Origin of the sequence: Arthrobacter sp. YD4, from assembly GCF_030410515.1 — a bacterium.
Taxonomy (GTDB): Bacteria; Actinomycetota; Actinomycetes; order Actinomycetales; family Micrococcaceae; genus Arthrobacter.
On record NZ_JAUHHD010000002.1, the window covers coordinates 714652 to 737856 of the forward strand.

25 protein-coding genes are annotated in these 23205 nt (G+C 70.9%); 16 read left to right on the forward strand and 9 right to left on the reverse strand.

The window, feature by feature from the left end; all coding sequences use genetic code 11:
• Positions 1–26: 26 nt before the first annotated feature.
• Genes QWJ39_RS07825 through QWJ39_RS07835 form a run of 3 tightly spaced genes read right to left on the reverse strand, consistent with a single transcriptional unit; the run spans position 27 to position 2564 of the window.
• Positions 27–1106: a 4-oxalomesaconate tautomerase gene (locus tag QWJ39_RS07825; protein WP_290257179.1), complete on the reverse strand. Its 1080-nt coding sequence runs from the start codon at positions 1104–1106 to the stop codon at positions 27–29.
• Positions 1099–1803, reverse strand: coding sequence for a 4-carboxy-4-hydroxy-2-oxoadipate aldolase/oxaloacetate decarboxylase (locus QWJ39_RS07830; RefSeq protein ID WP_290257180.1), 705 nt, complete (start codon positions 1801–1803; stop codon positions 1099–1101). The genes QWJ39_RS07825 and QWJ39_RS07830 overlap by 8 nt, the downstream gene beginning before the upstream one ends.
• Before the next feature lie 29 nt (positions 1804–1832).
• On the reverse strand, positions 1833–2564 hold the full coding sequence (locus QWJ39_RS07835) for a PIG-L deacetylase family protein (RefSeq protein WP_290257181.1): 732 nt from the start codon (positions 2562–2564) through the stop codon (positions 1833–1835).
• Between the two features lie 158 nt (positions 2565–2722).
• Here QWJ39_RS07835 and QWJ39_RS07840 point away from each other — a divergent pair, with 158 nt between their 5' ends.
• Positions 2723–4132: an aminomethyl transferase family protein gene (locus QWJ39_RS07840; protein ID WP_290257182.1), complete on the forward strand. Its 1410-nt coding sequence runs from the start codon at positions 2723–2725 to the stop codon at positions 4130–4132.
• Between the two features lie 3 nt (positions 4133–4135).
• Here QWJ39_RS07840 and QWJ39_RS07845 read toward each other — a convergent pair whose 3' ends face one another.
• Positions 4136–4819, reverse strand: coding sequence for a GntR family transcriptional regulator (locus QWJ39_RS07845; protein WP_290257184.1), 684 nt, complete (start codon positions 4817–4819; stop codon positions 4136–4138).
• A gap of 92 nt (positions 4820–4911) precedes the next feature.
• Between QWJ39_RS07845 and QWJ39_RS07850 the strand changes: the two genes are divergently transcribed.
• Positions 4912–5685: an NAD(P)-dependent oxidoreductase gene (locus tag QWJ39_RS07850; protein WP_290257185.1), complete on the forward strand. Its 774-nt coding sequence runs from the start codon at positions 4912–4914 to the stop codon at positions 5683–5685.
• Between the two features lie 55 nt (positions 5686–5740).
• Here the strand turns inward: QWJ39_RS07850 and QWJ39_RS07855 are convergent, their stop codons facing one another.
• Positions 5741–5977, reverse strand: coding sequence for a hypothetical protein (locus QWJ39_RS07855; protein WP_290257186.1), 237 nt, complete (start codon positions 5975–5977; stop codon positions 5741–5743).
• Positions 5978–6117: 140 nt separating this feature from the next.
• Between QWJ39_RS07855 and QWJ39_RS07860 the strand changes: the two genes are divergently transcribed.
• Positions 6118–7185 (forward strand): ATP-dependent DNA ligase, encoded by a 1068-nt coding sequence (locus QWJ39_RS07860; RefSeq protein WP_290257187.1) that lies wholly within the window; start codon positions 6118–6120, stop codon positions 7183–7185.
• Positions 7186–7324: 139 nt separating this feature from the next.
• Here the strand turns inward: QWJ39_RS07860 and QWJ39_RS07865 are convergent, their stop codons facing one another.
• Positions 7325–8644: an MFS transporter gene (locus QWJ39_RS07865; protein WP_290257188.1), complete on the reverse strand. Its 1320-nt coding sequence runs from the start codon at positions 8642–8644 to the stop codon at positions 7325–7327.
• A 347-nt stretch (positions 8645–8991) separates the two neighbouring features.
• Here QWJ39_RS07865 and QWJ39_RS07870 point away from each other — a divergent pair, with 347 nt between their 5' ends.
• The 12 genes from QWJ39_RS07870 to QWJ39_RS07925 all read left to right on the forward strand — a co-directional run bounded on the left by QWJ39_RS07870 (position 8992) and on the right by QWJ39_RS07925 (position 20331).
• Positions 8992–9732, forward strand: a complete 741-nt coding sequence (locus tag QWJ39_RS07870; RefSeq protein ID WP_290257313.1) for an IclR family transcriptional regulator — start codon at positions 8992–8994, stop codon at positions 9730–9732.
• 124 nt (positions 9733–9856) lie between these two features.
• On the forward strand, positions 9857–10738 hold the full coding sequence (locus QWJ39_RS07875; RefSeq protein WP_290257189.1) for a shikimate dehydrogenase: 882 nt from the start codon (positions 9857–9859) through the stop codon (positions 10736–10738).
• Complete coding sequence (locus QWJ39_RS07880; RefSeq protein ID WP_290257190.1) at positions 10738–12660, forward strand: sugar phosphate isomerase/epimerase and 4-hydroxyphenylpyruvate domain-containing protein; 1923 nt, start codon at positions 10738–10740, stop codon at positions 12658–12660. Before QWJ39_RS07875 ends, QWJ39_RS07880 begins: the two co-directional genes overlap by 1 nt.
• A gap of 69 nt (positions 12661–12729) precedes the next feature.
• The gene (pcaH, locus tag QWJ39_RS07885) at positions 12730–13629 is read left to right on the forward strand and encodes a protocatechuate 3,4-dioxygenase subunit beta (RefSeq protein ID WP_290257191.1); all 900 of its coding nucleotides are present in this window, start codon (positions 12730–12732) and stop codon (positions 13627–13629) included.
• A complete protein-coding gene (gene pcaG / locus QWJ39_RS07890) occupies positions 13622–14206 on the forward strand; it encodes a protocatechuate 3,4-dioxygenase subunit alpha (RefSeq protein ID WP_290257192.1) in 585 nt (194 codons plus the stop codon). The genes pcaH and pcaG overlap by 8 nt, the downstream gene beginning before the upstream one ends.
• Positions 14203–15636, forward strand: coding sequence for a lyase family protein (locus tag QWJ39_RS07895; protein ID WP_290257193.1), 1434 nt, complete (start codon positions 14203–14205; stop codon positions 15634–15636). The genes pcaG and QWJ39_RS07895 overlap by 4 nt, the downstream gene beginning before the upstream one ends.
• Positions 15629–16447: an alpha/beta fold hydrolase gene (locus QWJ39_RS07900; protein WP_290257194.1), complete on the forward strand. Its 819-nt coding sequence runs from the start codon at positions 15629–15631 to the stop codon at positions 16445–16447. Before QWJ39_RS07895 ends, QWJ39_RS07900 begins: the two co-directional genes overlap by 8 nt.
• A gap of 11 nt (positions 16448–16458) precedes the next feature.
• Entirely contained in the window at positions 16459–16917 is a 459-nt protein-coding gene (gene pcaC, locus QWJ39_RS07905; RefSeq protein WP_290257195.1) for a 4-carboxymuconolactone decarboxylase, read from the forward strand.
• Positions 16910–18133: a thiolase family protein gene (locus QWJ39_RS07910; protein WP_290257196.1), complete on the forward strand. Its 1224-nt coding sequence runs from the start codon at positions 16910–16912 to the stop codon at positions 18131–18133. The genes pcaC and QWJ39_RS07910 overlap by 8 nt, the downstream gene beginning before the upstream one ends.
• A gap of 3 nt (positions 18134–18136) precedes the next feature.
• Positions 18137–18796 carry a 3-oxoacid CoA-transferase subunit A gene (locus QWJ39_RS07915; RefSeq protein WP_290257197.1) on the forward strand — a complete coding sequence of 220 codons (660 nt, stop codon included), beginning with the start codon at positions 18137–18139 and terminating at the stop codon, positions 18794–18796.
• A 1-nt stretch (position 18797) separates the two neighbouring features.
• Positions 18798–19484, forward strand: coding sequence for a 3-oxoacid CoA-transferase subunit B (locus QWJ39_RS07920; RefSeq protein WP_290257198.1), 687 nt, complete (start codon positions 18798–18800; stop codon positions 19482–19484).
• 25 nt (positions 19485–19509) lie between these two features.
• Entirely contained in the window at positions 19510–20331 is an 822-nt protein-coding gene (locus QWJ39_RS07925; protein ID WP_290257199.1) for an IclR family transcriptional regulator C-terminal domain-containing protein, read from the forward strand.
• Between the two features lie 43 nt (positions 20332–20374).
• Here the strand turns inward: QWJ39_RS07925 and QWJ39_RS07930 are convergent, their stop codons facing one another.
• Together QWJ39_RS07930 and QWJ39_RS07935 are read right to left on the reverse strand one after the other, a co-directional pair.
• Positions 20375–21001, reverse strand: a complete 627-nt coding sequence (locus QWJ39_RS07930; RefSeq protein WP_290257200.1) for a hypothetical protein — start codon at positions 20999–21001, stop codon at positions 20375–20377.
• Between the two features lie 124 nt (positions 21002–21125).
• On the reverse strand, positions 21126–21344 hold the full coding sequence (locus tag QWJ39_RS07935) for a hypothetical protein (RefSeq protein WP_290257201.1): 219 nt from the start codon (positions 21342–21344) through the stop codon (positions 21126–21128).
• 213 nt (positions 21345–21557) lie between these two features.
• Between QWJ39_RS07935 and QWJ39_RS07940 the strand changes: the two genes are divergently transcribed.
• Entirely contained in the window at positions 21558–22553 is a 996-nt protein-coding gene (locus QWJ39_RS07940) for a diacylglycerol kinase family protein (RefSeq protein ID WP_290257202.1), read from the forward strand.
• Between the two features lie 17 nt (positions 22554–22570).
• On the opposite strand, the gene mscL is transcribed toward QWJ39_RS07940, so the two are convergent.
• Positions 22571–23014, reverse strand: a complete 444-nt coding sequence (mscL, locus tag QWJ39_RS07945) for a large conductance mechanosensitive channel protein MscL (protein WP_290257203.1) — start codon at positions 23012–23014, stop codon at positions 22571–22573.
• Positions 23015–23205: the final 191 nt, after the last annotated feature.

Sequence of the window (23205 nt, forward strand, 5' to 3'; positions counted from 1 at the left end):
GGGGCGTCCTCTCGTAGCGGTGGTGGTCAGGGCCGGGGGCGCGGGAAGACCCGCCCGTCGAAGATCTTGCGGGCGGTGCGCAGCGCCGCCGAGCGGGTCACGGTGATCCCGTCCGGGCCGGCGGTCAGGCCCACCTCGACGTCGAATTGGCCCGTCGGGTGCTCGATCCGGCACGGGTCGCCGGGCCCGGGCAGGGCGGCCAAGCCGTGGCCCACGGACCCGTCCGCCAGGATCCCGGCCGCCACGGTCAGCGCGCCGAGCACCCCGATGGAGGTGTGCACCCGCACCGGCAGGAAGCTGCGGGTGGTGACAGTGCCGCCACCCCGGGGCGGGGAGAGCAGCACCAGCTTCGGCACCGTTGCCTTACTGACGTCGCCCATTCCCATCAACGTGGCCGCGGCCTTCCGGAGCCCGGCCAGCCGGTCCGCCAGCGCGGCGTCCGCCTCGAGCTCCTCCGGGGATTCGTCGCCGGCCAGGCCCAGGTCCGCGGCGCGCAGCAGCACGCTCGGCATCCCGTTATCCACGCAGGTCACGGCCAGGCCGTCCACGGTGTCCATCACCCGTCCGGTGGGAAACAGCGCCCCGGTGGAGGACCCGGCGGTGCCCTCGAAGTTCAGCCGGACCGGTGCCGCGGTGCCGGGGACGCCGTCGATCGCGAGGTCGCCGTCGTACTGGGGCCAGCCGCCCGGGGTGGGGAAGGCGGCGGTGGCGAAGCTGCCGGTGTTGAGCATCCGGATCCGGACTTCGGTGTGATCTCCACCGGCGCGCACCAGGCCGCGTTCCACGGCGAAGGGACCGACGCCTGCCAGCAGGTTGCCGCAGTTCTGCCGGCTGCTGACCACCGCCTCGTCCACGCCCACCTGCAGGAACAGGTAATCCACGTCCGCGTCTCCGTCCGGGTAGGGGGACACCACGGCCACCTTGCTGGTCAGCGGGTGCGCCCCGCCCAGGCCGTCGATCTGCCGGGGGTCGGGGCTGCCCATGATCCGCAGCAGCAGGGCATCCCGCTCCTCCGGGCCGGCGGGAAGGTCGGAGGCCAGGAAGTAGGCCCCCTTCGAGGTGCCGCCGCGCATCAGCAGGCACGGAATGCCCTCGGTCTCAGCCATCCCCGGACTCATATTCCGCAGCGGTTATATACCGGACGCCGAGCCCGTCGAGGAGGCCGCGCAGCTTGTTGCGGTCCAGGCTCAGCCCGCCGGTGGAGTAGTCGGCGCGTGAATCGGCCTCCTTGGCCGCCCGTGCGTCGGCGGCCCGCAGCGCCCCCGGAGCCTCCGTCCGCGGCACGCACAGCACGCCGTCGTCGTCGGCGATGATCACGTCGCCCGGACGCACTACGGTCCCGCCGATAGCGACCGGGACGTTCACCGAACCGGCCGTGGCCTTCACCGTGCCCTGGGCGTTGACGGCCGCGGCCCAGGCCGGGAAGCCCAGGGCCCGCAGCTCGGCCACGTCCCGGACCCCGCCGGTGGTCACCAGCCCGCGGACCCCGCGGTGCCGCAGCGCCGTGGCGAAGAGTTCGCCGAAGGACCCGTCCAGGGAGGGGGAGGTGGTGGTCACCACCAGGATGTCGCCCTCGCGGCACTGTTCGACGGCGGCATGGATCATCAGGTTGTCGCCGGGCCAGCAGAGCACGGTCACGGCGGTGCCTGCGATCCGTTCGCCGTCCTGGATGGGGCGAAGGCCGGGGCCGAGGAGCCCCGTGCGGCCCATGGCCTCGTGCACGGTGGCGACCCCGTGCGCCCCGAGCCGGTCCGCCACACCGGCGTCGGCCCGTTCGATCCCGGTGACCACGACGGTCCTCATGCCGTCATCCCTCTCATTCCCGCGGTGCTTCAGGCCAGGACATCGGTGACCTGGGGGTAGTAGCGCATGTAGGCCTCGCCGCGGGTGTCCACCGGCAGTCCGAGGTTCGGCCCGGCGTTGCGCTTGACCTGGACGCCGCGGCGGACGGCCAGGGAGCTGTAGTACTCCCACATGTGCTGCTGGGCGGGCAGGCATTTCATGGCGCGTTCCTTGGCCGGGAATGCCGCGGTGATGTCCAGTAGGACGTCGGGCTTGAAGTCGCACTGCTCCGGCTGGTGCGGTTCGAAGAAGAACACCGGGGGTGCCCCGAGCACCTCGCCGGGGGCGTCGTAGCCGATTGCCTGGGCCAGGATCCGGGCCTCGATCGCCAGCCGGGCCGCCGCCGGGTGGTCCCCGTTGTAGGGGTCAAGGAGCGGGTGGGTCAGCACCACGGTGGGCTGGATCCGGCGGTAGATCCGGACCAGCGTGTCCAGCAGTTCGCGGCTGGGCTGCAGCGGGTAGTCGCCGGCGTCCAGGAACTCGATCTCGGCGCCGAGCGCGGCCGCCGCGGCCTCCGCCTCGGACCGGCGCAGCTCCTTGATCTCCTCGAGCGACTTGCCGGCGAGCCACTGGCTCGCGGACTCGCCACGCTCACCGTAGGAGAGGCAGATGACGACGGCGCGGTCCCCCCGGGCGGTGGCGGCGGCGATGGCGCCCCCGGCCCGCCAGACGAAATCCCCGGCGTGCGCGCTGACCACCAGCACCGTTCCTGGCATGCCCATGTCTCGGTCCTCTCCGGTTCGCTCCGCGGACAGTGTCAGACAACCACGCTCTGGCAGACCGGTCAATACATCCCATACAATTTTGTTAGCAATCCTGATTCCAGATCCATACGGCGATCGCGGCCACGGTTGCGGCCCGCTATCAAAGGAGATAACCGATGGCCCAGAAGTCCCTGCAGGATGTCCTCGACGCGGCCGGCAATACCGTGGAGCACCTCCGCAACTCCCAGCTCGGCACCTACATCTACCCGGTGGTGCCGGCGGAGTTCACCAACTGGCGGCGCGAGCAGCGGGCCTGGCGGGAGACCGCCGTCCTCTACGACCAGTCGCACCACATGGTGAACTTCTTCATCACCGGCCCGGATGCGCTGAGGCTCCTCTCGGACACCGGCATCAACAGCTTCGCCAACTTCCCGGTCAACACCGCCAAACAGTTCGTCCCCACCGCCTCCAACGGCGGCGTGATCGGCGACGGCATCCTCTTCCACCAGGCCGAGAACGAATTCGTCTACGTCGGCCGGGCGCCGGCGGCGAACTGGCTGCAGTTCCACGCTGAGACCGGCGGCTACGATGTCGAATGCCGATACGACGACCGGTCCCCGTCACGGCCCTACGGCCAGGCCGTCCAGCGCGAGTACTACCGGTTCCAGATCCAGGGCCCGAACGCCTGGCAGATCATCGAAAAGCTCAACGGCGGCACGCTGGAACAGGTCCGGTTCTTCCACATGGGGCAGCTGGAGATCGCCGGGCAGCACGTCCGCACCCTGCGCCACGGCATGGCCGGCGCCCCGGGCCTGGAAATCTGGGGACCCTACGCCCAGCACGGCAGGATCCGCGACGCGGTGCTGGAGGCCGGCGCGGAGTTCGGCATCGAACCCTGCGGATCCCGGGCCTACTCCTCCAACACCCTGGAGTCCGGTTGGATCCCCTCGCCGCTGCCGGCTATCTACAGCAGTGACGACGAGCGCGCTTACCGGCAGTGGCTGCCCGCCGCCAGCTACGAGGCCACCAATGCCCTGGCCGGATCGTTCGTCTCGGACAGCATCGAGGACTACTACCTGACCCCCTGGGAGCTCGGTTACGGCTCCTTCGTGAAGTTCGACCACGACTTCATCGGCCGGGATGCCCTGGAGCGGATCGACCCGGCGTCCCAGCGGCGCAAGGTCACCCTGGCCTGGAATGACGAGGACCTGGCGAGGATCTGGGCCTCCTTCCTGGACCGGGACACCCCCGGCTACCAGTTCTTCGACCTCCCCAATGCCAACTACGGCTCCTCCAACTATGACTCCGTGGTGGACGCGGACGGCACCCCGGTGGGGCTCTCGCTCTTCACCGGCGTCTCGGCCAACGAACGCCGCGGCCTGTCCCTGGCCACCGTTGACGCGAACGTCGAGGCCGGCACCGAGGTGAGGGTGATCTGGGGCGAACCCGGCGGCGGCTCCCGCAAGACCACCGTGGAACCGCACGAGCAGCTCAGCGTGCGCGCCGTCGTCAGCCCGGTGCCCTACGCCGTGACGGCCCGGACCGAGTACCACGGCGGCTGGCGCACCGCCGGCGCCGCCCGCTGAGGGTCAGGCCGGCGGGAGCTCGCGGAGGGCCGCGATGACGCTGAGCAGGTGGCTGCGCACCGCCTGCTCGGCGGCGTCCGGATCGCGGGCGACGACGGCGTCGATGATCGCGGCGTGCTCCAGCACGGAGACCTTGGCCCGCTGCGGCCGGGAGGAGAGCTTGAACTGGTGCCGGACGCTCTGGGCGTGCAGCCGGGCCAGGACCTCCGCGGCGATGGTGTGGTGGCTCAGTTCCCGGATGCGGTTGTCCAGCGAGAGGTTCAGCCGGGAGTACTCCACCAAGTCACCTTCGGTGACGGACTCGACCATCCTGGCCCGGAGGTCCAGCAGCCCGGCGGCGTCCCGGTCGCTGAGCGCGGCCGCGGTCTTCGCGGCGCACAGGCCCTCGACGCCGATCCGCACCTCCAGGATTTCGATCGCCTCCTCGACCGAGATGGCACGCACCCGGGAGCCGCGGTTGGGCAGCCGTTCCACCAGGCCCTCGCCGGCCAGCTCCAGCAGCGCGGTGCGCACCGTGGCCCGGCTGGCGGCGAAGACTCCGCTCAGGTCGGCCTCAATCAGCCGCTGGTTGGGGGCGTACTCGCCGCGGATGATCGCCCCGCGGATCAGGTCCGTCACCCGGGTGTCCGCGGCGGGCCCGGCCCCGGTCCGGCCTGCCAGGGCGGGACTCTCAGCTGCTGGTGCCATATGAACTCAACCCCCGGAATCGGACTGCGGCAGACCCCGGATCCGGGACCATATTGTCTACAATCTTAGAAGCATCGAAGGGGTGGGTCCGCATGCGCGTCGCCGTACTCGGCCTGGGGGAAGCCGGAAGCATCTATGCCGCGGACCTCGCCGGGCTGGGCGTGGCCGTCGCCGGCGTCGACCCCCGGGTGGCCGCGACCCCGCCGGGCGTGCTCCGGGCCGCGTCCGTGGCGGAGGCGGTGCGCGGCGCATCCGTGGTCCTCAGCCTGGTGGGGGGAGCCGCCGCTGCGGAGGTTCTGGCCCAGGCGTTGCCCGCCCTGGGCCAGGACGCCCTCTACGCGGACCTGAACACCGCCGGGCCGGAGGCCAAGCGGCGGTGGGCCCTGGCGGCCCGGGACGGCGGGGCGTCCTTCGTCGACGTCGCCGTCCTGGCCCCCGTGGCCCGCGCCCGGCTGGCCACCCCGCTGCTGCTGAGCGGCCCCGGCACGGAGGCGCTGCTGCCGGTGCTGGCGGGCTGGGGCATCCCGACGGCCGGCGCGGGCGGCGAGGCGGGCGTGGCCGCCGGTTTGAAGCTGCTGCGCAGCGTATTCATGAAGGGCCTCGCGGCCGGGCTGATCGAGGCGGTGACGGCGGCCCGTGCGGTGGGCGCGGAGGAGTGGTTGACCGGGCAGATCGCTGCGGAACTGGGCCCCGCCGGACCTGCGCTGGTGTCGCGGCTGCTGGCGGGGACGCCGGTCCACGCGGTGCGGCGCGAGGCGGAGATGCGCGAGGCGCGGGCCTTCCTGGACACCCTCGGCGTGCCGCACCCGGTCACCGACGGCACCATCGAATGGCTTCACCTGCTGGCCGGGGGCAGTCCTGACTGACTACGCCCGCCGGCCGGTCGTGGGTCTCCGGTCCAGCGGCGGTTGGATCCCCGGCTCAGGCGACGCGCCACAGGGTGCATTCGTCGGTATTGACGGCCTTGCGCATCCCGCTGTGCCGGTCCAGGATCCAGACGACGCCGATCCCCGGGGCCGTCTCCTGCACACAGCCGCGGCGGATGACGACGTCGTCGTAGTTCGGTCCCACCCGCAAGCGGGCCTCGATCTCATCCCCGCGCCGCACCTGCTCGAGGCTGCGGATTCGGACAACGTGCGCTGCGGCTTCCTTCAACATGGCGGGCCTCCCGGACTGGAGCTGATGCCTGGACCTGCGGGCACTTCCAGTGTGGGAGGCCATTGTTGCCGCCGCGTTTCGGTGCGGTAAGGAACGGGTTAGTTCTCGACGCCGGGCCGGGTGCAGGCAAGAATGGGCGCATGGACCTGCCCCTGATGCCTCCGGTCGCGCCGATGCTGGCCAAGGCCGTCCCCGCCCTCCCGGAGGGGGAGCTGAGCTTCGAACCCAAATGGGACGGTTTCCGCTCCATCATCTTCCGCGACGGGGACGAGGTGGAGATCGGCAGCCGCAACGGCAAACCGCTGACCCGCTACTTCCCGGAGCTGGTCGAGGCCCTGAAGCGGAACCTGCCGCCGCGCTGCGTGCTGGACGGGGAGGTGGTCCTGGTGGCGGGGGACCGGCTGGATTTCGACGCGCTGCAGCAACGGATCCACCCCGCAGCCAGCCGGGTGAAGCTGCTGGCCGAGCAGACGCCCGCCAGCTTCGTCGCCTTCGACCTGCTGGCCCTGGACGGCGAGGACTTCACCGGCCGGCCCTTCGCGGAACGCCGCGGGGCCCTCGAACGCGCGCTGGCCGCCAGCGGCGCCCCGGTGCACGTCACGGCCGCGACCCGGGACCGGGACACCGCGGAGCGCTGGTTCACCCAGTTCGAGGGCGCCGGCCTGGACGGGATCGTGGCCAAGGCCCTGGACTCGATCTACCAGCCCGACAAGCGGACCATGTTCAAGGTCAAGCACCAGCGCACCGCGGACTGCGTCCTGGCCGGCTACCGGGTACACACCTCCGGGCCGGACCGGGTGGGCTCGCTGCTGCTGGGGCTCTACGACGGCGAGGGGGTGTTGGCCAGCGTCGGGGTCGTGGGGGCCTTCCCGATGCAGCGCCGGAAGGAACTCTTCGAGGAACTCCAGCCCCTGGTCACGGACTTCGCCGACCACCCCTGGGCCTGGGACCGGCGGGAGGACGGCACCCGCACCCCGCGCAACGCCGAGGGCAGCAGGTGGAGCGGCACCAAGGACCTCAGCTTCGTGCCGCTGCGGCCGGAGCGGGTGCTGGAGGTCAAGTACGACCACATGGAAGGGCCCCGGTTCCGGCACACCACCCAGTTCGTGCGGTGGCGGCCTGACCGGGACCCCCAGTCCTGCACCTACGCCCAGCTGGAGGAACCGGTCGGCTACGACCTGGCCGACGTGCTGGGCGCCGGCCGCTAGGCGTACGCTCCTCCCCGGTTACCTCGGCCCTCAGTGCCCCGACACGCCGGAAGGCCCGGCGTGTTCCGTGAACACACCGGGCCTTCCGGGTTTGTAACCGGGCGGGAACGTCCGCCCTGGCCTTTCAAAGGAGGCCGGCTCAGCGCAGGCCGAGCTCCTTGGTGGGGACCTTGAAGGTCTCCTTGGCGGTCAGCGCGGAGACGGCGGCGATGACGCAGATGATGGCGGTGAAAATGGTGATCTGGACCCAGCCGCCGGCCTTGATGCCGCCCATCGCGGCCACGATCGCCGGGGCGAAGCCGGCCATCAGGAAGCCCAGCTGGGTGCCGATCGCCAGGCCGGAGAAGCGGACCTTGGTGCTGAACATCTCGGCGTAGAAGGAGGGCCAGACGGCGTTCGAGGCGGCGTAGCCGAAGGAGAAGAAGCCGATCGCGGCCAGGAACATCAGCGGGACGGAACCGGATTCGAGGCTGAGCAGGAACACGGGGGTCAGCACCGCGCTGGAGAGCGCGCCGTAGATGAAGACGGGCTTCCGGCCGATACGGTCCGCGAGCTTGCCGAACAGCGGCTGGGTGCCCAGGGCCACCAGGTTCGCGCCGACCACCAGCCAGAGGGTCACGGTGCCGTCCACGTTGGCGACCGTCTTGGCGTAGCTGATGGCCAGGGTGCCGAAGACGGTGGAGACGGCGGCGATGAATGCGCAGGCCACGACGCGCAGCACGTCACGCCAGTGGTGCTTGAGCAGGTCGGCCACCGGGATCTTGGAAATCTGGGCGCTCTTCTGGGCTTCCTCGAAGGCGGGCGGCTCGTGCAGGGTGCGGCGGATGAAGAACGCGACCACCACGACGACGGCGCTGAGCCAGAACGGGATGCGCCAGCCGATGCCGTACTTGACCTCGTCCGGCAGGGCCAGGACCGGGATGAAGACGAGTGCTGCGAGGATCTGGCCGCCCTGGGTGCCGGTGAGGGTCCAGGAGGTGAAGAAGGAGCGGCGGTTGTCCGGGGCGTGCTCCAGCGTCATGGAGGAGGCGCCGGCCTGCTCGCCGGCGGCGGAGAGGCCCTGGCAGAGCCGGGCGATCACCAGCAGTACGGGCGCCCACCAGCCGACCGTCTTGAAGTCCGGCAGGCAGCCGATGACGAAGGTGGAGGCACCCATCAGCACCAGCGTGAACATGAGGACCTTGCGGCGGCCCACCCGGTCACCGAAGTGGCCCAGGATGATGGCGCCCACGGGACGGGCGATGTACGCGAAGCCGAAGGTCGCGAAGGACATGATGGCGGCGTTGGTGTCCGCGTCCGGGAAGAAGACCTTCGGGAAGATCAGGGCGGCGGCGGAACCGAAGATGAAGAAGTCGTAGTACTCGACGGCGCTGCCGAGGAAGCTGGCGAGGGCCGCCTTCTTCGGCGTGCCCGCCGGAGTGGCGGTGCCCGGCGTCGTAGTCGGGAGAGTCTGGCTCATGGTGTTCCTTCGGGGTGACGGCATTGTCGGGATGGATCTGGGGGCCGTGCCGGCAGCTGGCTTCCCGGATGCGGCAGCCGATTGACCTGGAGTGGACCCTGTGAAGTAGCCGCATGGTGGGAGCTACTTGCGTGATGTAGCAAGCATGGCTGTGGGGTAGATCACTTGTCAAGGAAAATATTCACCATCTAGCAATAGCTCTCACAATGTGAGAATATCGAGTGATGAGTGTGAACCAGGACACAATGCCGGCCGCCGATCAGTCCGGCGCCGAAGCTGCCGCCGATTCCGTTGCCGAGCCGACCGCCGGGGCGGGTCCGGAACCGGCCGCCGGCTCCCGCACCGACATGGTCGGCAAGGCCCTCGGGCTGCTGGTCCTGCTCGGCGACGAACCCCGCGGCGCCAGTGCCGCTGAACTGTCCCGCCGCGCCGAGCTGCCGTTCAGCACCACCTACCGGCTGCTGGGCTCGCTGACCCGGGACGGCTTCGTCGATTACGAGCCGGATGGCCGCCGCTATCACCTGGGCCTGCGGGTGTTCCAGCTGGGTCAGCGGGTATCGAACCACCACGGCTTCGCCGGCACCTCGCTGCCCATCCTGCGCCGGGTGACCGAGGAGACCGGGGAGGCCACCATCCTCTCCGTGCGGGACGGCAACCACCACCTGACGGTGAACAAGGTGGATGGCCCGCAGACCTTCCGGGTGACCTCGGATCCCGGGCATCTGGGGGCGCTGCACACCACCTCCGTGGGGAAGGCGCTGGTTGCCTTCGCCGATGACGCCACCCGGAACCGGCTCCTGGAGGAACTCCCGCTCGACCCCCTGACGGAGCGGTCCATCACGGACCGCGGGGACTTCCGCGCCGAGATCGAGCAGGTCCGCCGTCAGGGTTACGCCACCATGGACGAGGAGAACGAGCTGGGCATGCGCGCCGTCGCCGTCCCCGTCTTCAATGCCCAGGGCCATGCCTTCGCCTCCCTGGCCACCGCCGTGCCGGTCTTCCGGATGAGCATGGAGGCCCTCGTGGCGCTGGTGCCACTGCTGCAGGCGGCGGCCGCGGAACTCTCCGCCAGGCTGCCGCAGCAATAAATAAGTTCGTCATAAGAACACAAGTGCATTATGTGAACACTTCCAGTATTGTTATCCCTATCACTTTCGCCGCCGCCCCGAGCGGTGCGGCGGGGAGGGTGCCGTTGTCAAAGGAGCTAGACGGATGAGCAACCGAGCGGAGTCCTTCCTCATAGGCCTCGTGGGTGATGGCGTGACGCCCTCGCTCACGCCGCCCATGCACGAACGGGAGGGCGATGAGCAGGGCTTGCGCTACCTGTACCGGCCCATCGACTTGATCGAACTCGGCCTGCCCGGCACCGCCGTCGGTGATCTCCTCACCGGGGCCGCGCGGCTCGGCTTCAACGGCCTGAACATCACCCACCCCTGCAAGCAGCTGGTCATCGAGCACCTCGACGACCTCACCCCGGACGCCCGCCGGCTTGGTGCGGTCAACACCGTCACCATCCGGGACGGCCGGCTGACCGGCCACAACACCGACTGCTCCGGCTTTGCCGCGGCCCTGGCCGACGGGCTCCCCGACGCCACCCTGGACCGCGTGGTCCAGCTCGGCGCCGGCGGCGCGGGCTCCGCCGTCGCCTACGCCCTGCTCACCGCCGGCGTCCGTGAACTGGACCTGGTGGACACTGACCCCGCCCGCTGCGCCGCCCGCGCCGCCGAGCTGGCCGTCCTCTTCCCCGGCGCCACGGTCACGGCACGGACGACGGCGGAGCTGCCGGCCCTGATGCCGCGCGCCGACGGCCTGGTCCACTGCACCCCGGTGGGCATGGCCGCCCACCCGGGCCTGCCGCTGGACGCCGCGCTGCTGGAATCCCGGCACTGGGTGGCGGACATCGTCTACCGGCCGATCGAGACCGAGCTGGTCCGGGTGGCGCGGGAACGCGGCTGCGACGTCCTCGACGGCGGCCGGATGGCCGTGGGCCAGGCCGCCGACGCCTTCCGCATCTTCACCGGAAGGGAACCGGACGCGGCCCGGATGCGTGACCACTTCCTGGAACTCGTCGCCGCCGAGGAGGTGGCCGCCTGATGCGCACCGGAATCGCCACCGTCTGCCTCTCCGGCACCCTGCGGGAGAAGATGCAGGCCTGCGCCATCGCCGGCTTCGACGGGATCGAGATCTTCGAACAGGACCTGGTGACCTCGCCGCTGAGCCCGGAGGACATCCGCGCCATGGCCGCGGACCTGGGACTCACCCTGGACCTGTACCAGCCGTTCCGCGACTTCGACAGCGTCCCGGAGGAGCTGCTGGCCGGCAACCTCCGCCGCGCCGAGGCCAAGTTCCGGCTGATGTCCCGGCTGGGCATGGACACCATCCTGGTCTGCTCCAACGTGGCCACCGCGTCGATCGACGACGACGACCTCCGGACCGAACAGCTGGCCCGGCTCGCGGAGCTGGCCGGGGAGCACGGGGTCCGGGTGGCGTACGAGGCCCTCGCCTGGGGCCGCTACGTCAACGACTACGAGCACGCCCACCGACTGGTGGCCCGGGTGGACCACCCAAACCTGGGCACCTGCCTGGACTCCTTCCATATCCTCTCCCGCGACTGGGACACCGCACCGATCGAGGCGTTTGACCCGGAGAAGATCTTCTTCGTCCAGGTCGCGGACGCCCCCAAGCTGTCCATGGACGTGCTGTCCTGGAGCCGGCACCACCGCGTCTTCCCGGGCGAGGGACAGTTCGAGCTGGCCAAGTTCATGGGCCACGTGGTCCGCGCCGGCTACGCGGGACCGGTCTCGCTCGAGGTCTTCAACGACGTCTTCCGCCAGTCCGACGTCGAACGCACCGCCGTGGACGCAATGCGCTCGCTGATCTGGCTCGAGGAACAAAGCGCCAAGTGGCTCACCGGGAACCCGCCCGGTGCCGTCGCCGGCCGGCCCGCCCCGCGCCGGCACCCGATGGAGCTGGCCACGCTGCCGCGGGTGGCCGAACCCGCCGGGTTTAACTTCGCCGAGGTGCGCGCCACGGACACCGCCGCGCTGGAGAGCCTGCTGGGCCAGCTCGGTTTCGGCTTCAACGGCCGGCACCGCAGCAAGAACGTCCAGCTCTGGACCCTCGGCCGGGCCCGGATCATCATCAACGAGGACGCCCCGGCCCCCGCGGAAACCGCCATCGCCGCCGTCGGCTTCGACGTCGACTCGCCCGTGCTCGCCGCGGCCCGCGCCCGGCAGCTGAAGGCCCCCGCCGTGCCGCGCACCAGCCGCGCGGACGAGGAGGTCTTCCAGGGCTTCGCCGCGCCGGACTCCACCGAGATCTTCCTCTGCCAGGGCAGCCCGGACGGCACGGCCGCCTGGGTGGACGAGTTCGGCCCAGGCCGCGCGGACACCGACGCGGAAGGGGCAGCCGCCGGGTCCGGCGCCGTGATCGACCACGTCAACCTGGCCCAGCCCTGGCAGCACTTCGACGAGGCCGTCCTCTTCTACACCAGCGCCCTGGCGCTCCAGCCCCAGCCCTATGCCGAGGTGGCCAGCCCCACGGGGCTGGTCCGCTCGCAGGTCATGGCCACGGGCGACCGGGGCGTCCGGCTGGTACTCAACCTCGCCCCGCTGCACCAGCAGGAGGGCTCCGCGGAGCCGGTAGCCGGGGGCCACGCGCCGCGCCGGACCTACCAGGAGCACATCGCGGTGGCCGTCGATGACCTGGTGGCCACCGCCCGCGCCGCCCGGGACCGGGGCCTGGACTTCCTGCGCATCCCGGCCAACTACTACGAGGACCTGGACGCCCGCTTCGACCTGGACACGGAGTTCCTTGCCACCCTGCGCGAGCTGAACCTGCTCTACGACCGCGACGCCGACGGCGAGTTCCTGCACTTCTACACCGCCACCGTGGGCAGCGTGTTCTTCGAAATGGTCGAACGCCGCGGCCGCTACGACGGGTATGGTGCCCCCAACGCGCCGGTCCGCCACGCCGTCCAATACGACCACCGGCACCAGCTGACCCGAACCTCCTGACCGCAACAGACCGCCTGACCCGACCATCATCCGAGCACCACCGATCCAGCACCACGAAAGGAGGCTGCAGTGCCTGAAGAGATCAACCGCGAGACGTTCAACGCCGACCCGCTCACCGAAGACGTGTCCGACGCAGCGCCCCAGACCCTGGCCCAGCCGGCCGTACCCGCCCTGGACGCCGCCGCCGAATCCCAGCAGATCCTCAGCGGCGAGATGCAGGCCCTCGGCGCCGCGTATGCCCAGGCCCGTGCGAACGGCGCTGCCGCGGAAATCCAGCCGCGGCTGGACTACCCGCCGTACCGAAGCAGCATCCTCCGGCACCCGACGAAGAGCCTGCACCACGCGGACCCGGAGACCATCGAGCTGTACTCACCGGCGTTCGGGCACATGGACGTGCACGCGCTGGAGTCGGACCTGACCATTCAGCACAACGGCGAGCCCCTGGGTGAGCGGATCATCGTCTCCGGCAGGGTCCTCGACGGCGACGGCCGCCCGGTCGCCGGCCAGCTGGTGGAGATCTGGCAGGCCAACTCCTCCGGCCGCTACATCCACAAGCGGGACCAGCACCCGGCCCCGCTGGATCCGAACTTCACCGGCGTCGGCCGCTGCATCACCGGCGCGGACGGCTCCTACAGCTTCACCACCATCAAGCCCGGCGCGTACCCGTGGAAGAACCACCTGAACGCCTGGCGCCCCGCGCACATCCACTTCTCGCTCTTCGGCCACGAGTTCACCCAGCGCATCGTCACGCAGATGTACTTCCCCGGCGACCCGCTCTTCGCCCTCGACCCGATCTACCAGTCGATCGTGGACCAGGACGCCCGGGACCGCCTGGTGGCCACCTACAACCACGACCAGACCAAACCCGAATGGGCGCTGGCCTACAACTGGGACATCGTCCTGACCGGGTCCAAGCGGACCTGGACCGAAAACGAGGCCCTCGGCGCGGAAGGCGACCAGCATGAGTAAGTTGACCCCCACGCCCGGCCAGACGGTGGGCCCGTTCTACGGCTACGCCCTGCCCTACGCCAAGGACCGCGAACTGCTGCCGCCCGCCACCCCGGGCAGCATCCGGTTGCAGGGCACGGTCTACGACGGCGCCGGCCACCCGGTCCCGGACGCCATCCTGGAGATCTGGCAGGCCGACGCCGAGGGCAACGTCCCGCAGCACCCCGGCTCCCTGGTCCGCGACGGGTACACCTTCACCGGCTTCGGCCGCTGCGCCGTCGGCAACACCGGCATCTTCACCTTCACCACCGTCAACCCCGGCCCCACCGCCCCGGGTGCCGCGCCGTTCATCTCGGTGGTGGTCTTCGCCCGCGGCCTGATGAACCGGCTCTTCACCCGCGTGTACCTGCCGGAGAACGAGGAAGCCCTGGCCAGCGACCCGCTGCTGTCCGCCCTGGACCCGGAGCGCCGCCGCACGCTGATCGCCCGGCGCGAGGCCGACGGCGGCCTGCGCTGGGACATCCGGCTGCAGGGCGCGGACGAGACGGTGTTCCTCGACTTCGAGGCCGGCTCCGAGGGCGAGGGCACCGCACCGTGACGGCCGCCCTTCCCGACGGCGACCTCGGTCTGCTCAGCCCGGTGTCGGCCGCGCCGCGGGTGACGGCACTGACCGGCGACCGCGCCGTCCTCGCCGCCATCCTGCGGGTCGAGGCCGCCTGGGCCGGGGTCCTCGAGGAGGCCTCGCTGGCGCCCGCCGGGTCCGCCGCCGTCGTTGCGGCGGCCGCGGGCGTGGACCGCTACGACCTTGCCGGGATCGCGGTCCGCGCCCAGGGCGGGGCGAACCCGGTCATCCCGCTGCTGGCCGACCTCCGGGCCGAGGTCAAGGCCCTGGACACGGCCGGCGTCGGGGCCGCTGCTGCCGTGCACGCCTCGCTGACCAGCCAGGACGTGCTGGACTCGGCCCTGATGCTGCTGGCCAAAGACGCCGTCGCCGGGCTCCTGGCCGGGATACGGGAATCGACCGCGGCGCTGGCCGGGCTCGCCGAACGCCACCGGGACACCGTCTGCGTGGGCCGCAGCCTGACCCAGCACTCCCTGCCCTACAGCTTCGGACTCCGGGCCGCGCAGTGGTTCGCCGGCCTTGCCGACGCCGCGGCCCGCCTGGAGAACCTGGAGTTTCCGGTGCAGACCGGCGGCGCCGCCGGCACCCTGGCCGCCGGCACCGCACTGGCCGGCCCCGCCGTCACCCCGTTCGAGCTCTCCGACCGGCTCGCCGCCAGCCTCGGCCTGGCCCCGGTAGCTGCACCTTGGCACACCAACCGCCTCGCCGTCACGGCGCTGGGCGACGCCCTCACCGCGGTCACGGACGCGGCAGGCAAAATCGCCGGGGACGTGCTGTTCCTCAGCCGGCCCGAGGTCGCCGAGCTGTCCGAACCCGTAGCCCCCGGACGCGGCGGCTCCTCGGCGATGCCGCACAAGCAGAACCCGGTCCTCTCGGTCCTGGTCCGCAGCGCCGCGCTGCAGGCCCCCGCGCTCGCGGCCCAGCTGCACCTGGCCGCGGCCAGCTTCAACGACGAACGGGCCGACGGCGCCTGGCACGCCGAATGGCCCGCGCTGCGCTCCCTGCTCCGGCTGGCCCTCGGCGCCGCCGGCCAGCTGCGCGAGCTCACCGCCGGGCTGCAGGTGCACCCGGACGCCATGCGCCGCAACCTGGACCTCTTCGGGCCGCTGCTGCTCTCCGAGGCCGTCGGCGCCGCCGTCGCGCCCCTGCTGGGGGACGGCGGCCGCGCCCGGCTGCAGGAGGTGGTGGACCGGACCCTGCAGGCGCCCGCCGCCGAGCAGGGCGCCACCTACCGCTCGCTGCTGCGGGAGGCCGTCCCCGCCGACGCCCTCACCGACGAACGGCTCGAGGAACTGCTCGACCCCGCGAACTACCTCGGCCAGTCCGGCGGGATCATCCGCCGGCTGCTCGACGCCCGGCCCGGCTTCGCTGACCCGGCCCTCCAGAAAGGTGTTTCCGATGACTAAGCCAACCCTCAAGGCCGTCCTGCTCTCGCCGCAACGCGAACTCGGCGACCGGCCCCTGGTGGTGGTGGGGCCCTCCCTGGGGACCTCCACCCTGCTCTGGAGCCAGGCCGGGGGCCTCCTCGGCAACGCATTCGACGTCGTTGCCTGGGACCTGCCCGGCCACGGGGTCTCCCCGGCCGCGACGGAACCCTTTACCGTGGCCGAACTGGCCGACGCCGTCGTCGAGCTCGTCGATTCGATCTCCCCGGGCGCCCGCTTCCACTACGCCGGCGTCTCCCTCGGCGGGGCCGTGGGGCTGCAGCTGGGCATCAAACACGGCGGCAGGCTCAAGAGCCTCTCCGTACAGTGCAGCGGCGCCAAGATCGGCACCCCCGAGGGCTGGCTGGAGCGCGCGGAGACCGTCCGGAGCCAGGGCACCCCGGTGATGATCGAGGGCTCCGCCCAGCGCTGGTTCGCGCCCGGCTTCATGGAGCACGAACCCGAGCGCAGCAGCCGCCTGCTGCACACGCTCAGGGATGCCGACCGGTTCAGCTACGCGTTCTGCTGCGAGGCCTTGGCCGGCTACGACGTCCGCGCCGAACTCGGCAGCATCACCGTCCCCACCCAGGCCCTCGCCGGGGAGTTGGACAAGGTGGCACCGCCGTCGCTCGCGAAGGAAATCGTGGACGGCATCACCGCCGGCGGCGGCACCGCGAACGCCGCCACCCTGGCCGGCGTCGCCCATCTGGCACCCTTCGAGGCCCCCGGCCACGTCGCCGAACTGCTGCGCACCCTCATTACCTGGGCCGAGTCGAACGGGGCGGGACAGTGAGCGACGGGACAGTGAGCGACAAAGAACGGAGCGGCCCGGAACGGCACGGAGTCGTCCAGCCGGAGGCCACCAGCCGTGAGATCTACGACGGCGGCATGAAGGCCCGCCGCGAGGTGCTCGGCGACGCCCATGTGGACCGGGCCAACGCCGCCAAGGACGACTTCACCGATGACTTCCAGGACATGATCACCCGGATCGCCTGGGGTGGCATCTGGACCCGGCCGGGCATCAGCCGGCAGATGCGCTCCGCCGTGACCATCACCGCGATGGTGGCGCACGGGCACTGGGAGGAGCTGGCCATGCACATCCGGGCCGCCCTGACCAACGGCCTGACCCGGGACGAGATCAAGGAAATCCTGCTGCAGACGGCCATCTACTGCGGGGTCCCGTCGGCCAACACCGCCTTCAAGACCGCCCAGCAGGTGTTCCGCACCATCGACGAGACCGAAGTGGACAAGAACCATGACTGAGGCTTTTCTGTACGACGCCGTACGGACCCCGTTCGGCAAATTCGGCGGCGGCCTGGCCGGCGTACGCCCGGATGACCTGGCCGCGCACGTGATCGGCGAGGCCGTCCGCCGGGCCCCCGGCCTGGACCCGGAGCGGATCGACGAGGTGGTCTTCGGCAACGCCAACGGCGCCGGCGAGGAAAACCGCAACGTCGCCCGGATGGGCACCCTGCTGGCAGGGCTTCCGGTCGGCGTCCCGGGGACCACGGTCAACCGGCTCTGCGGGTCCTCGCTGGATGCGGCGATCATCGCCTCCCGGCAGATCGCCACCGGCGACGCGGACCTGGTACTCACCGGCGGCGTCGAGTCGATGTCCCGGGCGCCGTGGGTGCTGCCCAAGACCGAAAAGCCCTACCCGGCCGGGGACATGGCCCTGGTGTCCACCACCCTGGGCTGGCGCCTGGTGAACAAGCGGATGCGCCCGGACTGGTCCATCTCCCTCGGCGAGGCCACCGAGCGGCTCCGCCAGAAGTACGGCGTCACTCGGCAGGCCCAGGACGAGTTCTCGGCCGCCTCGCACAACCTGGCCGCCGCGGCCTGGGACGAGGGCTTCTACGACTCGCTCGTCGCCGCCGTGCCGGGCACGGAACTGACGCGGGACGAGGGCATCCGCCCCGGTTCCAGCGCGGAGAAGCTCGCCGGGTTGACGACCGTCTTCCGCGCCGCGGCCGACGGGCCCGACGGCGGGACCATCACCGCCGGAAACGCCTCCCCGCTCTCCGACGGCGCGTCCGCGGCGTGGCTGGGCAGCGAGGCCGCCGCGGGGCTGCTCGGCCTGGACCCGTTGGCCCGGATCGCCGGCCGCGGCGCGCACGCCAACGACCCTCAGTACTTCGGCTACGCCCCCGTCGAGGCGGCCAACAAGGCCCTCGCGAAGGCAGGGATCGGCTGGGACCAGGTGGGCGCCGTCGAACTCAACGAGGCCTTCGCCGCGCAGTCCCTGGCCTGCATCAACGGCTGGGGCATCGATCCCGCGATCGTGAACCGGCACGGCGGGGCGATCGCCATGGGCCACCCGCTAGGCGCCTCCGGCGGCCGGCTGCTGGGCACTCTGGCCCGCTCCCTGCAGGCGTCCGGAGAACGCTGGGGCGTCGCCGCGATCTGCATCGGCGTCGGGCAGGGCCTCGCCGTCGTCCTCGAAAACGTCACCGCCGGCGCCAGCAAGGGAAAGGCCTGAGCCATGCTGAACTTCGTAGACACGGTGGCCGAGGCCGTCGCCGGTATCCGGGACGGGTCCACGGTGATGATCGGCGGCTTCGGCAACGCCGGCCAGCCCTTCGAACTCATCGACGCCTTGCTCGACGGCGGCGCCACCGGCCTCACGGTGGTGAACAACAACGCCGGCCAGGCGGATCAGGGCCTGGCGCTGCTGATCAAGGAGGGCCGGGTGCGGAAGATGATCTGCTCCTTCCCCCGCCAGTCCGACTCCTGGCACTTCGACGAGAAGTACCGGGCCGGGGAGGTCGAACTGGAGCTTGTCCCGCAGGGCAACCTGGCCGAACGGATCCGGGCGGCCGGGGCCGGAATCGGCGGCTTCTTCACCCCCACCGGCTACGGCACCATGCTCGCCGAGGGCAAGGAAACCCGGTTCCTGGACGGCAAATGGCAGGTCTTCGAGACGCCCATCCACGCCGACGTCGCCCTGATCAAGGCGCTCACCGCCGACGGCAAGGGCAACCTGGTCTACCGCAAGACCGCCCGGAACTTCGGTCCCATCATGGCCGCGGCTGCCAAGCACACCATCGTCCAGGTCTCCGACGTCGTCCCCACCGGCAGCCTCGACCCGGAAAACGTCATCACGCCCGGAATCTACGTCAACAGCATTGTGAAGGTGGCCTGAGATGAGCACGCAGTCCGAGCGCCAGGAGAGTCTCCGGCGCTCCGAAGAGCCCCTGGGCCGGGACGAGCTGGCCCGCCTGGTGGCCCGGGACATCGCCCCCGGCTCGTTCGTCAACCTCGGCATCGGCCAGCCCACCCTGGTCTCCAACTACCTCGAGCCGGAACAGAACGTCACCCTTCACACGGAGAACGGCATGCTCGGCATGGGACCCGAGGCTACCGGGGGCCAGATCGACGGCGATCTGATCAACGCCGGCAAGATCCCCGTCACCGAGCTGCCCGGCGCCTCCTACTTCCACCACGCGGACTCCTTCGCGATCATGCGCGGCGGCCACCTGGACATCTGCGTCCTCGGCGCCTTCCAGGTCTCCGGGACCGGGGACCTGGCGAACTGGCACACCGGCGCCCCGGACGCGATCCCGGCCGTGGGCGGGGCCATGGACCTGGCCACCGGCGCCAAGGACGTCTTCGTGATGATGACCCTGCTGACCCGCGACGGCGTCTCCAAACTGGTGGAAACCTGCACCTACCCGCTCACCGGAATCGGCTGCGTCACCCGCGTCTACACGGACAAGGCCGTCTTCCTCATCGGGCCCGACGGCGTCACGGTGCGGGAGACGTTCGGCTGCACCCTGGCGGACCTGCAGGCCGTGGTGCCCGTGCCGCTGACCGCGGCCGGGCCGGAATGACGGGCCGCGCAGATAGGGTAGGGCGGTGACTCAAAAGCCGAACCCGTCCCCGGCCGGTGCCACGGAGGCGCCCGCCGCGAGCGACCAGTACGTCCAGTCGCTGGCCCGCGGCCTGGCCGTCATCCGCTCCTTCGACGCCGAGCACCCGCAGATGACGCTCAGCGAGGTGGCCGCGCGGACGGATCTGACCCGCGCCACGGCCCGGCGCTTCCTGCACACCCTGGTGGAGCTGGGCTACGTCCGCACCGATGGCAAGGACTTCGCGCTCACGGCCAAGGTGCTGCAGCTCGGCTACGCGTACCTCTCCGGGCTGTCCCTGCCGCAGATCGCCCAGCCGCACCTGGAGGAGCTCTCCCTGGCGCTCGGCGAATCAACCTCCGCCGCGGTGCTGGAGGGCCAGGACATCAGTTACGTCGCCCGGGTGGCGACGCGCCGGATCATGACCGTCGGCATCACCGTGGGCACCCGGTTCCCCGCCTATGCCACCTCGATGGGCCGGGTGCTGCTGGCCGCCCTCCCGCCGGAGGAGCTGGCGCGCTACCTGGACACCGCGGATCTGCGACCGCTGACACCGCACACCATCGCCGACCGCGCCGGGCTGGAGGCCGAACTCGCCACGGTCCGCGCCCAGGGCTGGTGCCTGCTGGACCAGGAACTGGAACTCGGGCTGATGTCCGTGGCCGCGCCGATCCACGACGGGCCGAAGGTGGTGGCGGCGATCAACGTGTCCCTGCAGGCCCAGGCCGTCGCGGCCCGCCCGGACCCCGCAGCGTACCTCGACTCGGTCCGCGAGGCCGCCGTCGCCACCGCCGAACTCATCTCGGCGGACCTCTCCGCGAAGAGCTGAGCCGCGGGCTTGGCGCGCGGACTGAGTCGCCGGGCGAGGGGTTCTAGACCCGGCGGGACCGGGCGAAGAGCTGCCGCAGCGTGAAGGAGGAGCCCAGCGCGCTGAACAGCAGCATCATCAGGAATTCGCCCTTGAGGTCCTGCACCAGCGGCGGATTGCTCGTGAGGTTGTAGCCCAGCAGGTCCCAGGCTCCCGGTTCGAAGAGCAGTCCGAAGGGCTGGTCGCCGATATATTCGGCCACATCCAGCCAGATGCTGCCGAAGAACGCCAGGAGCATGGTCAGCGCGGTCACGCCCAGCACCACCCAGGCCCCGCGCCGGGTCACGGAGCCGCCCCGGCCACCGGTGCTGCCGGCCAGATAGAGCCGCGCGGCGCCGGCCGCCGTCACGAACGACACCAGCGAGGCCATCCAGCCGAGCTTCCAGAGAGCCAGCCACAGCACGACGCCGGCCGGGACCACCGCCAGGGCGAAGACGGTGCCGCGCACGGCGTGTTCCAGCGTCTCGGTCCGCGGGCGGGGCAGCGGCAGGGCCGGCAGCAGCGTGTGCCGGCGGTCCGCCGAATCCGGCCACGGCGCGCCGTCGGGCCACCGCTGGCCGTAGCGGGGCTCCGCCCCGAGGTCCGTCAGTGATTGTTCGTGTGCGTCGGAATCCGCGCGCTCGGTCATCATTCCCCCAAATGAGATGAGTCTTCCGGCCACATCGGGCCGCTAAATCCCGCCCAGTCTGGCACATACCTTGGACAAAATACGGATTCCCGGCGGATTGTTTCCCCGTCGCCGGGCCGGGGCCCGGTTACGCGGTGGAGACGGTGATGGTGACGCCCTCGTCGTCGTCACGGATCTGCAGCTGCAGCGGCCGGTTCACCAGGGTGATGTGCATGTCCTCGCCGCCCTCGGGATCGAGTTGTTCGGCCAGCCGGGTCAGCGCCAGCGCCATGGCCCGGCCCCAGTCGTGGGGATCCCTGCTGGAGGCTTCGGCTTCCGCCGTGTGATGGTCCTGGTGTTCGGTCATGTGGCCGCCTTCCGCGTCCGAAGCGCACACGCCTCGGAGGTTCCGGGGCGGCATCCGGCCAGGCCGGCACGCTTCAGTCCTTGAACACGGTCAGTGTACTGACCATCCGAGCGGTGCGTCCACGATTCCGCGCCCCCGCGGTGCGGGATAGCGGGGCGGCGCGGATAGGATTTCACTGCGGGAGCCATCCCGCCACGCTGCCCGAAGGACGACATGCCACAGAACAATGCCGCGACCCAGGCCACCCCGGCCCCGGAGCATTCCGCACAGACCAGCCCGGCAGGGGACGCCTCGACGACCCGCCGCGCCGCCGTCGTCATCAACCCGATGAAATCCTCCGGCGAGGACTTCAAGACCGCCTTCTATGACCTCTGCGAGTCGGAGGGCTGGGCCGAACCGCTCTGGCTCGAGACCACCGCCGCGGACACCGGCCTGGGCCAGGCGCGGGAGGCCCTGGAGGCCGGCGTCGACGTCGTCATCGCCGCGGGCGGGGACGGCACCGTCCGGTGCGTCGCCGAGGTCCTCGCCGGCACCGGCACCCCGATGGGCCTGGTGCCGATGGGCACGGGCAACCTGCTGGCCCGCAACATCGGGGTCGACATCACCGACCCGGTCGCGGCCAGCCGGGACGTCCTGGCCGGTTCCGACATCAAGGTCGACGTCGTCAAGGCACGGCTGGACCACGGCGGGGACGAGCAGCTGTTCCTGGTCATGGCCGGACTGGGATACGACGCGGCCATCATGGCCAACACCGTCGACGAGCTCAAGGACCGGGTGGGCTGGCTGGCCTACGTCGAGGCCGGCATCCGGCACCTGCCCGGCAAGCCGGTCCGCGCCCGGATCAGCGTCGACGGACAGCAGCCGGTCCGGCGCCGCATCCGCAGCGTCATGGTGGGCAACTGCGGCAAGATCACCGGCGGCATCGAGGTGTTCCCGGACGCCAAGATCGACGACGGCATCCTGGACGTCCTGATCCTCGCCCCGCAGGGCCGGCTCGGCTGGTTCAGCGTGCTGGCCGGCATGTTCGGCCGCAAGAACAACAAGAACAAGGCCGTGGAGTACTTCGTCGGCAAAACCGCGGAAATCAGCCTCGAACAGGAGCAGGAATTCCAGCTCGACGGCGACCACATCGGCAAGGCCAAGCACCTGAGCGTGGCCGTCGAGCACGAGGCGCTGACCATCCGGATGACGAAGGCCGCGCAGGCCTAGCGAGAGGCGCCTGGCCGCTAGCGGTGATCGGCCGGGACGTCCCGGGAGTCGCGGGACGTCCCTGCCACCACCGTCAGTAGGTCCCGGATCTCGGCCAGCAGGGCCGTGTCCGCCGGGAGCGGCTTCTCCTCCGGCTCCGCCGTCGCGAGCCGGTTCTTGACCATCCTGTTGATCCGGTTCATCGGCGCCACGAAGATGAAGTACACCACTGCGGCGGTGATCAGGAAGGTGACGAACGCCGTCAGCACCGCGCCAACGTTGACGAACGTCTTCTCGTTGCCCGGCCAGATGTGGAAGCCGAGGCCCTGGGCCTCCACGCCGCCCGCGGCCGCGATGATCGGGTTGATGATGTTGGTGGTGAAGGCGGTCACCAGGGCGGTAAACGCGGTACCGACGACGACGGCGATCGACAGTTCGATCACGTTGCCGCGCAGGATGAAGTCCTTGAATCCTTTGAGCATGGGGTCCTCCGGGAATGCTGCCGTACGGGTGTTTCAACCGCTCGACGCTACCACCGGAAGCACGCTCCGGGTCTTCCGTTGATCGGAAATTGAGGCGCCGGCGGGGACCTTCCGGGCGTAGGCTCGTCAGGGATGCCAGTGCCGCCGTCGTTTCACCGACTGGCAAAGGAAGGCCCCTCACACCCCGTGCA

Bases quoted from the DNA above. Each gene is read 5' to 3' on its own strand.
- QWJ39_RS07825 (WP_290257179.1), bottom strand. From the start codon at position 1,106: ATGGCTGAGACCGAGGGCATTCCGTGCCTGCTGATGCGCGGCGGCACC.
- QWJ39_RS07830 (WP_290257180.1), bottom strand. From the start codon at position 1,803: ATGAGGACCGTCGTGGTCACCGGGATCGAACGGGCCGACGCCGGTGTG.
- QWJ39_RS07835 (WP_290257181.1), bottom strand. From the start codon at position 2,564: ATGGGCATGCCAGGAACGGTGCTGGTGGTCAGCGCGCACGCCGGGGAT.
- QWJ39_RS07840 (WP_290257182.1), top strand. From the start codon at position 2,723: ATGGCCCAGAAGTCCCTGCAGGATGTCCTCGACGCGGCCGGCAATACC.
- QWJ39_RS07845 (WP_290257184.1), bottom strand. From the start codon at position 4,819: ATGGCACCAGCAGCTGAGAGTCCCGCCCTGGCAGGCCGGACCGGGGCC.
- QWJ39_RS07850 (WP_290257185.1), top strand. From the start codon at position 4,912: ATGCGCGTCGCCGTACTCGGCCTGGGGGAAGCCGGAAGCATCTATGCC.
- QWJ39_RS07855 (WP_290257186.1), bottom strand. From the start codon at position 5,977: ATGTTGAAGGAAGCCGCAGCGCACGTTGTCCGAATCCGCAGCCTCGAG.
- QWJ39_RS07860 (WP_290257187.1), top strand. From the start codon at position 6,118: ATGGACCTGCCCCTGATGCCTCCGGTCGCGCCGATGCTGGCCAAGGCC.
- QWJ39_RS07865 (WP_290257188.1), bottom strand. From the start codon at position 8,644: ATGAGCCAGACTCTCCCGACTACGACGCCGGGCACCGCCACTCCGGCG.
- QWJ39_RS07870 (WP_290257313.1), top strand. From the start codon at position 8,992: ATGGTCGGCAAGGCCCTCGGGCTGCTGGTCCTGCTCGGCGACGAACCC.
- QWJ39_RS07875 (WP_290257189.1), top strand. From the start codon at position 9,857: ATGAGCAACCGAGCGGAGTCCTTCCTCATAGGCCTCGTGGGTGATGGC.
- QWJ39_RS07880 (WP_290257190.1), top strand. From the start codon at position 10,738: ATGCGCACCGGAATCGCCACCGTCTGCCTCTCCGGCACCCTGCGGGAG.
- pcaG (WP_290257192.1), top strand. From the start codon at position 13,622: ATGAGTAAGTTGACCCCCACGCCCGGCCAGACGGTGGGCCCGTTCTAC.
- QWJ39_RS07900 (WP_290257194.1), top strand. From the start codon at position 15,629: ATGACTAAGCCAACCCTCAAGGCCGTCCTGCTCTCGCCGCAACGCGAA.
- QWJ39_RS07910 (WP_290257196.1), top strand. From the start codon at position 16,910: ATGACTGAGGCTTTTCTGTACGACGCCGTACGGACCCCGTTCGGCAAA.
- QWJ39_RS07915 (WP_290257197.1), top strand. From the start codon at position 18,137: ATGCTGAACTTCGTAGACACGGTGGCCGAGGCCGTCGCCGGTATCCGG.
- QWJ39_RS07920 (WP_290257198.1), top strand. From the start codon at position 18,798: ATGAGCACGCAGTCCGAGCGCCAGGAGAGTCTCCGGCGCTCCGAAGAG.
- QWJ39_RS07930 (WP_290257200.1), bottom strand. From the start codon at position 21,001: ATGATGACCGAGCGCGCGGATTCCGACGCACACGAACAATCACTGACG.
- QWJ39_RS07935 (WP_290257201.1), bottom strand. From the start codon at position 21,344: ATGACCGAACACCAGGACCATCACACGGCGGAAGCCGAAGCCTCCAGC.
- QWJ39_RS07940 (WP_290257202.1), top strand. From the start codon at position 21,558: ATGCCACAGAACAATGCCGCGACCCAGGCCACCCCGGCCCCGGAGCAT.
- mscL (WP_290257203.1), bottom strand. From the start codon at position 23,014: ATGCTCAAAGGATTCAAGGACTTCATCCTGCGCGGCAACGTGATCGAA.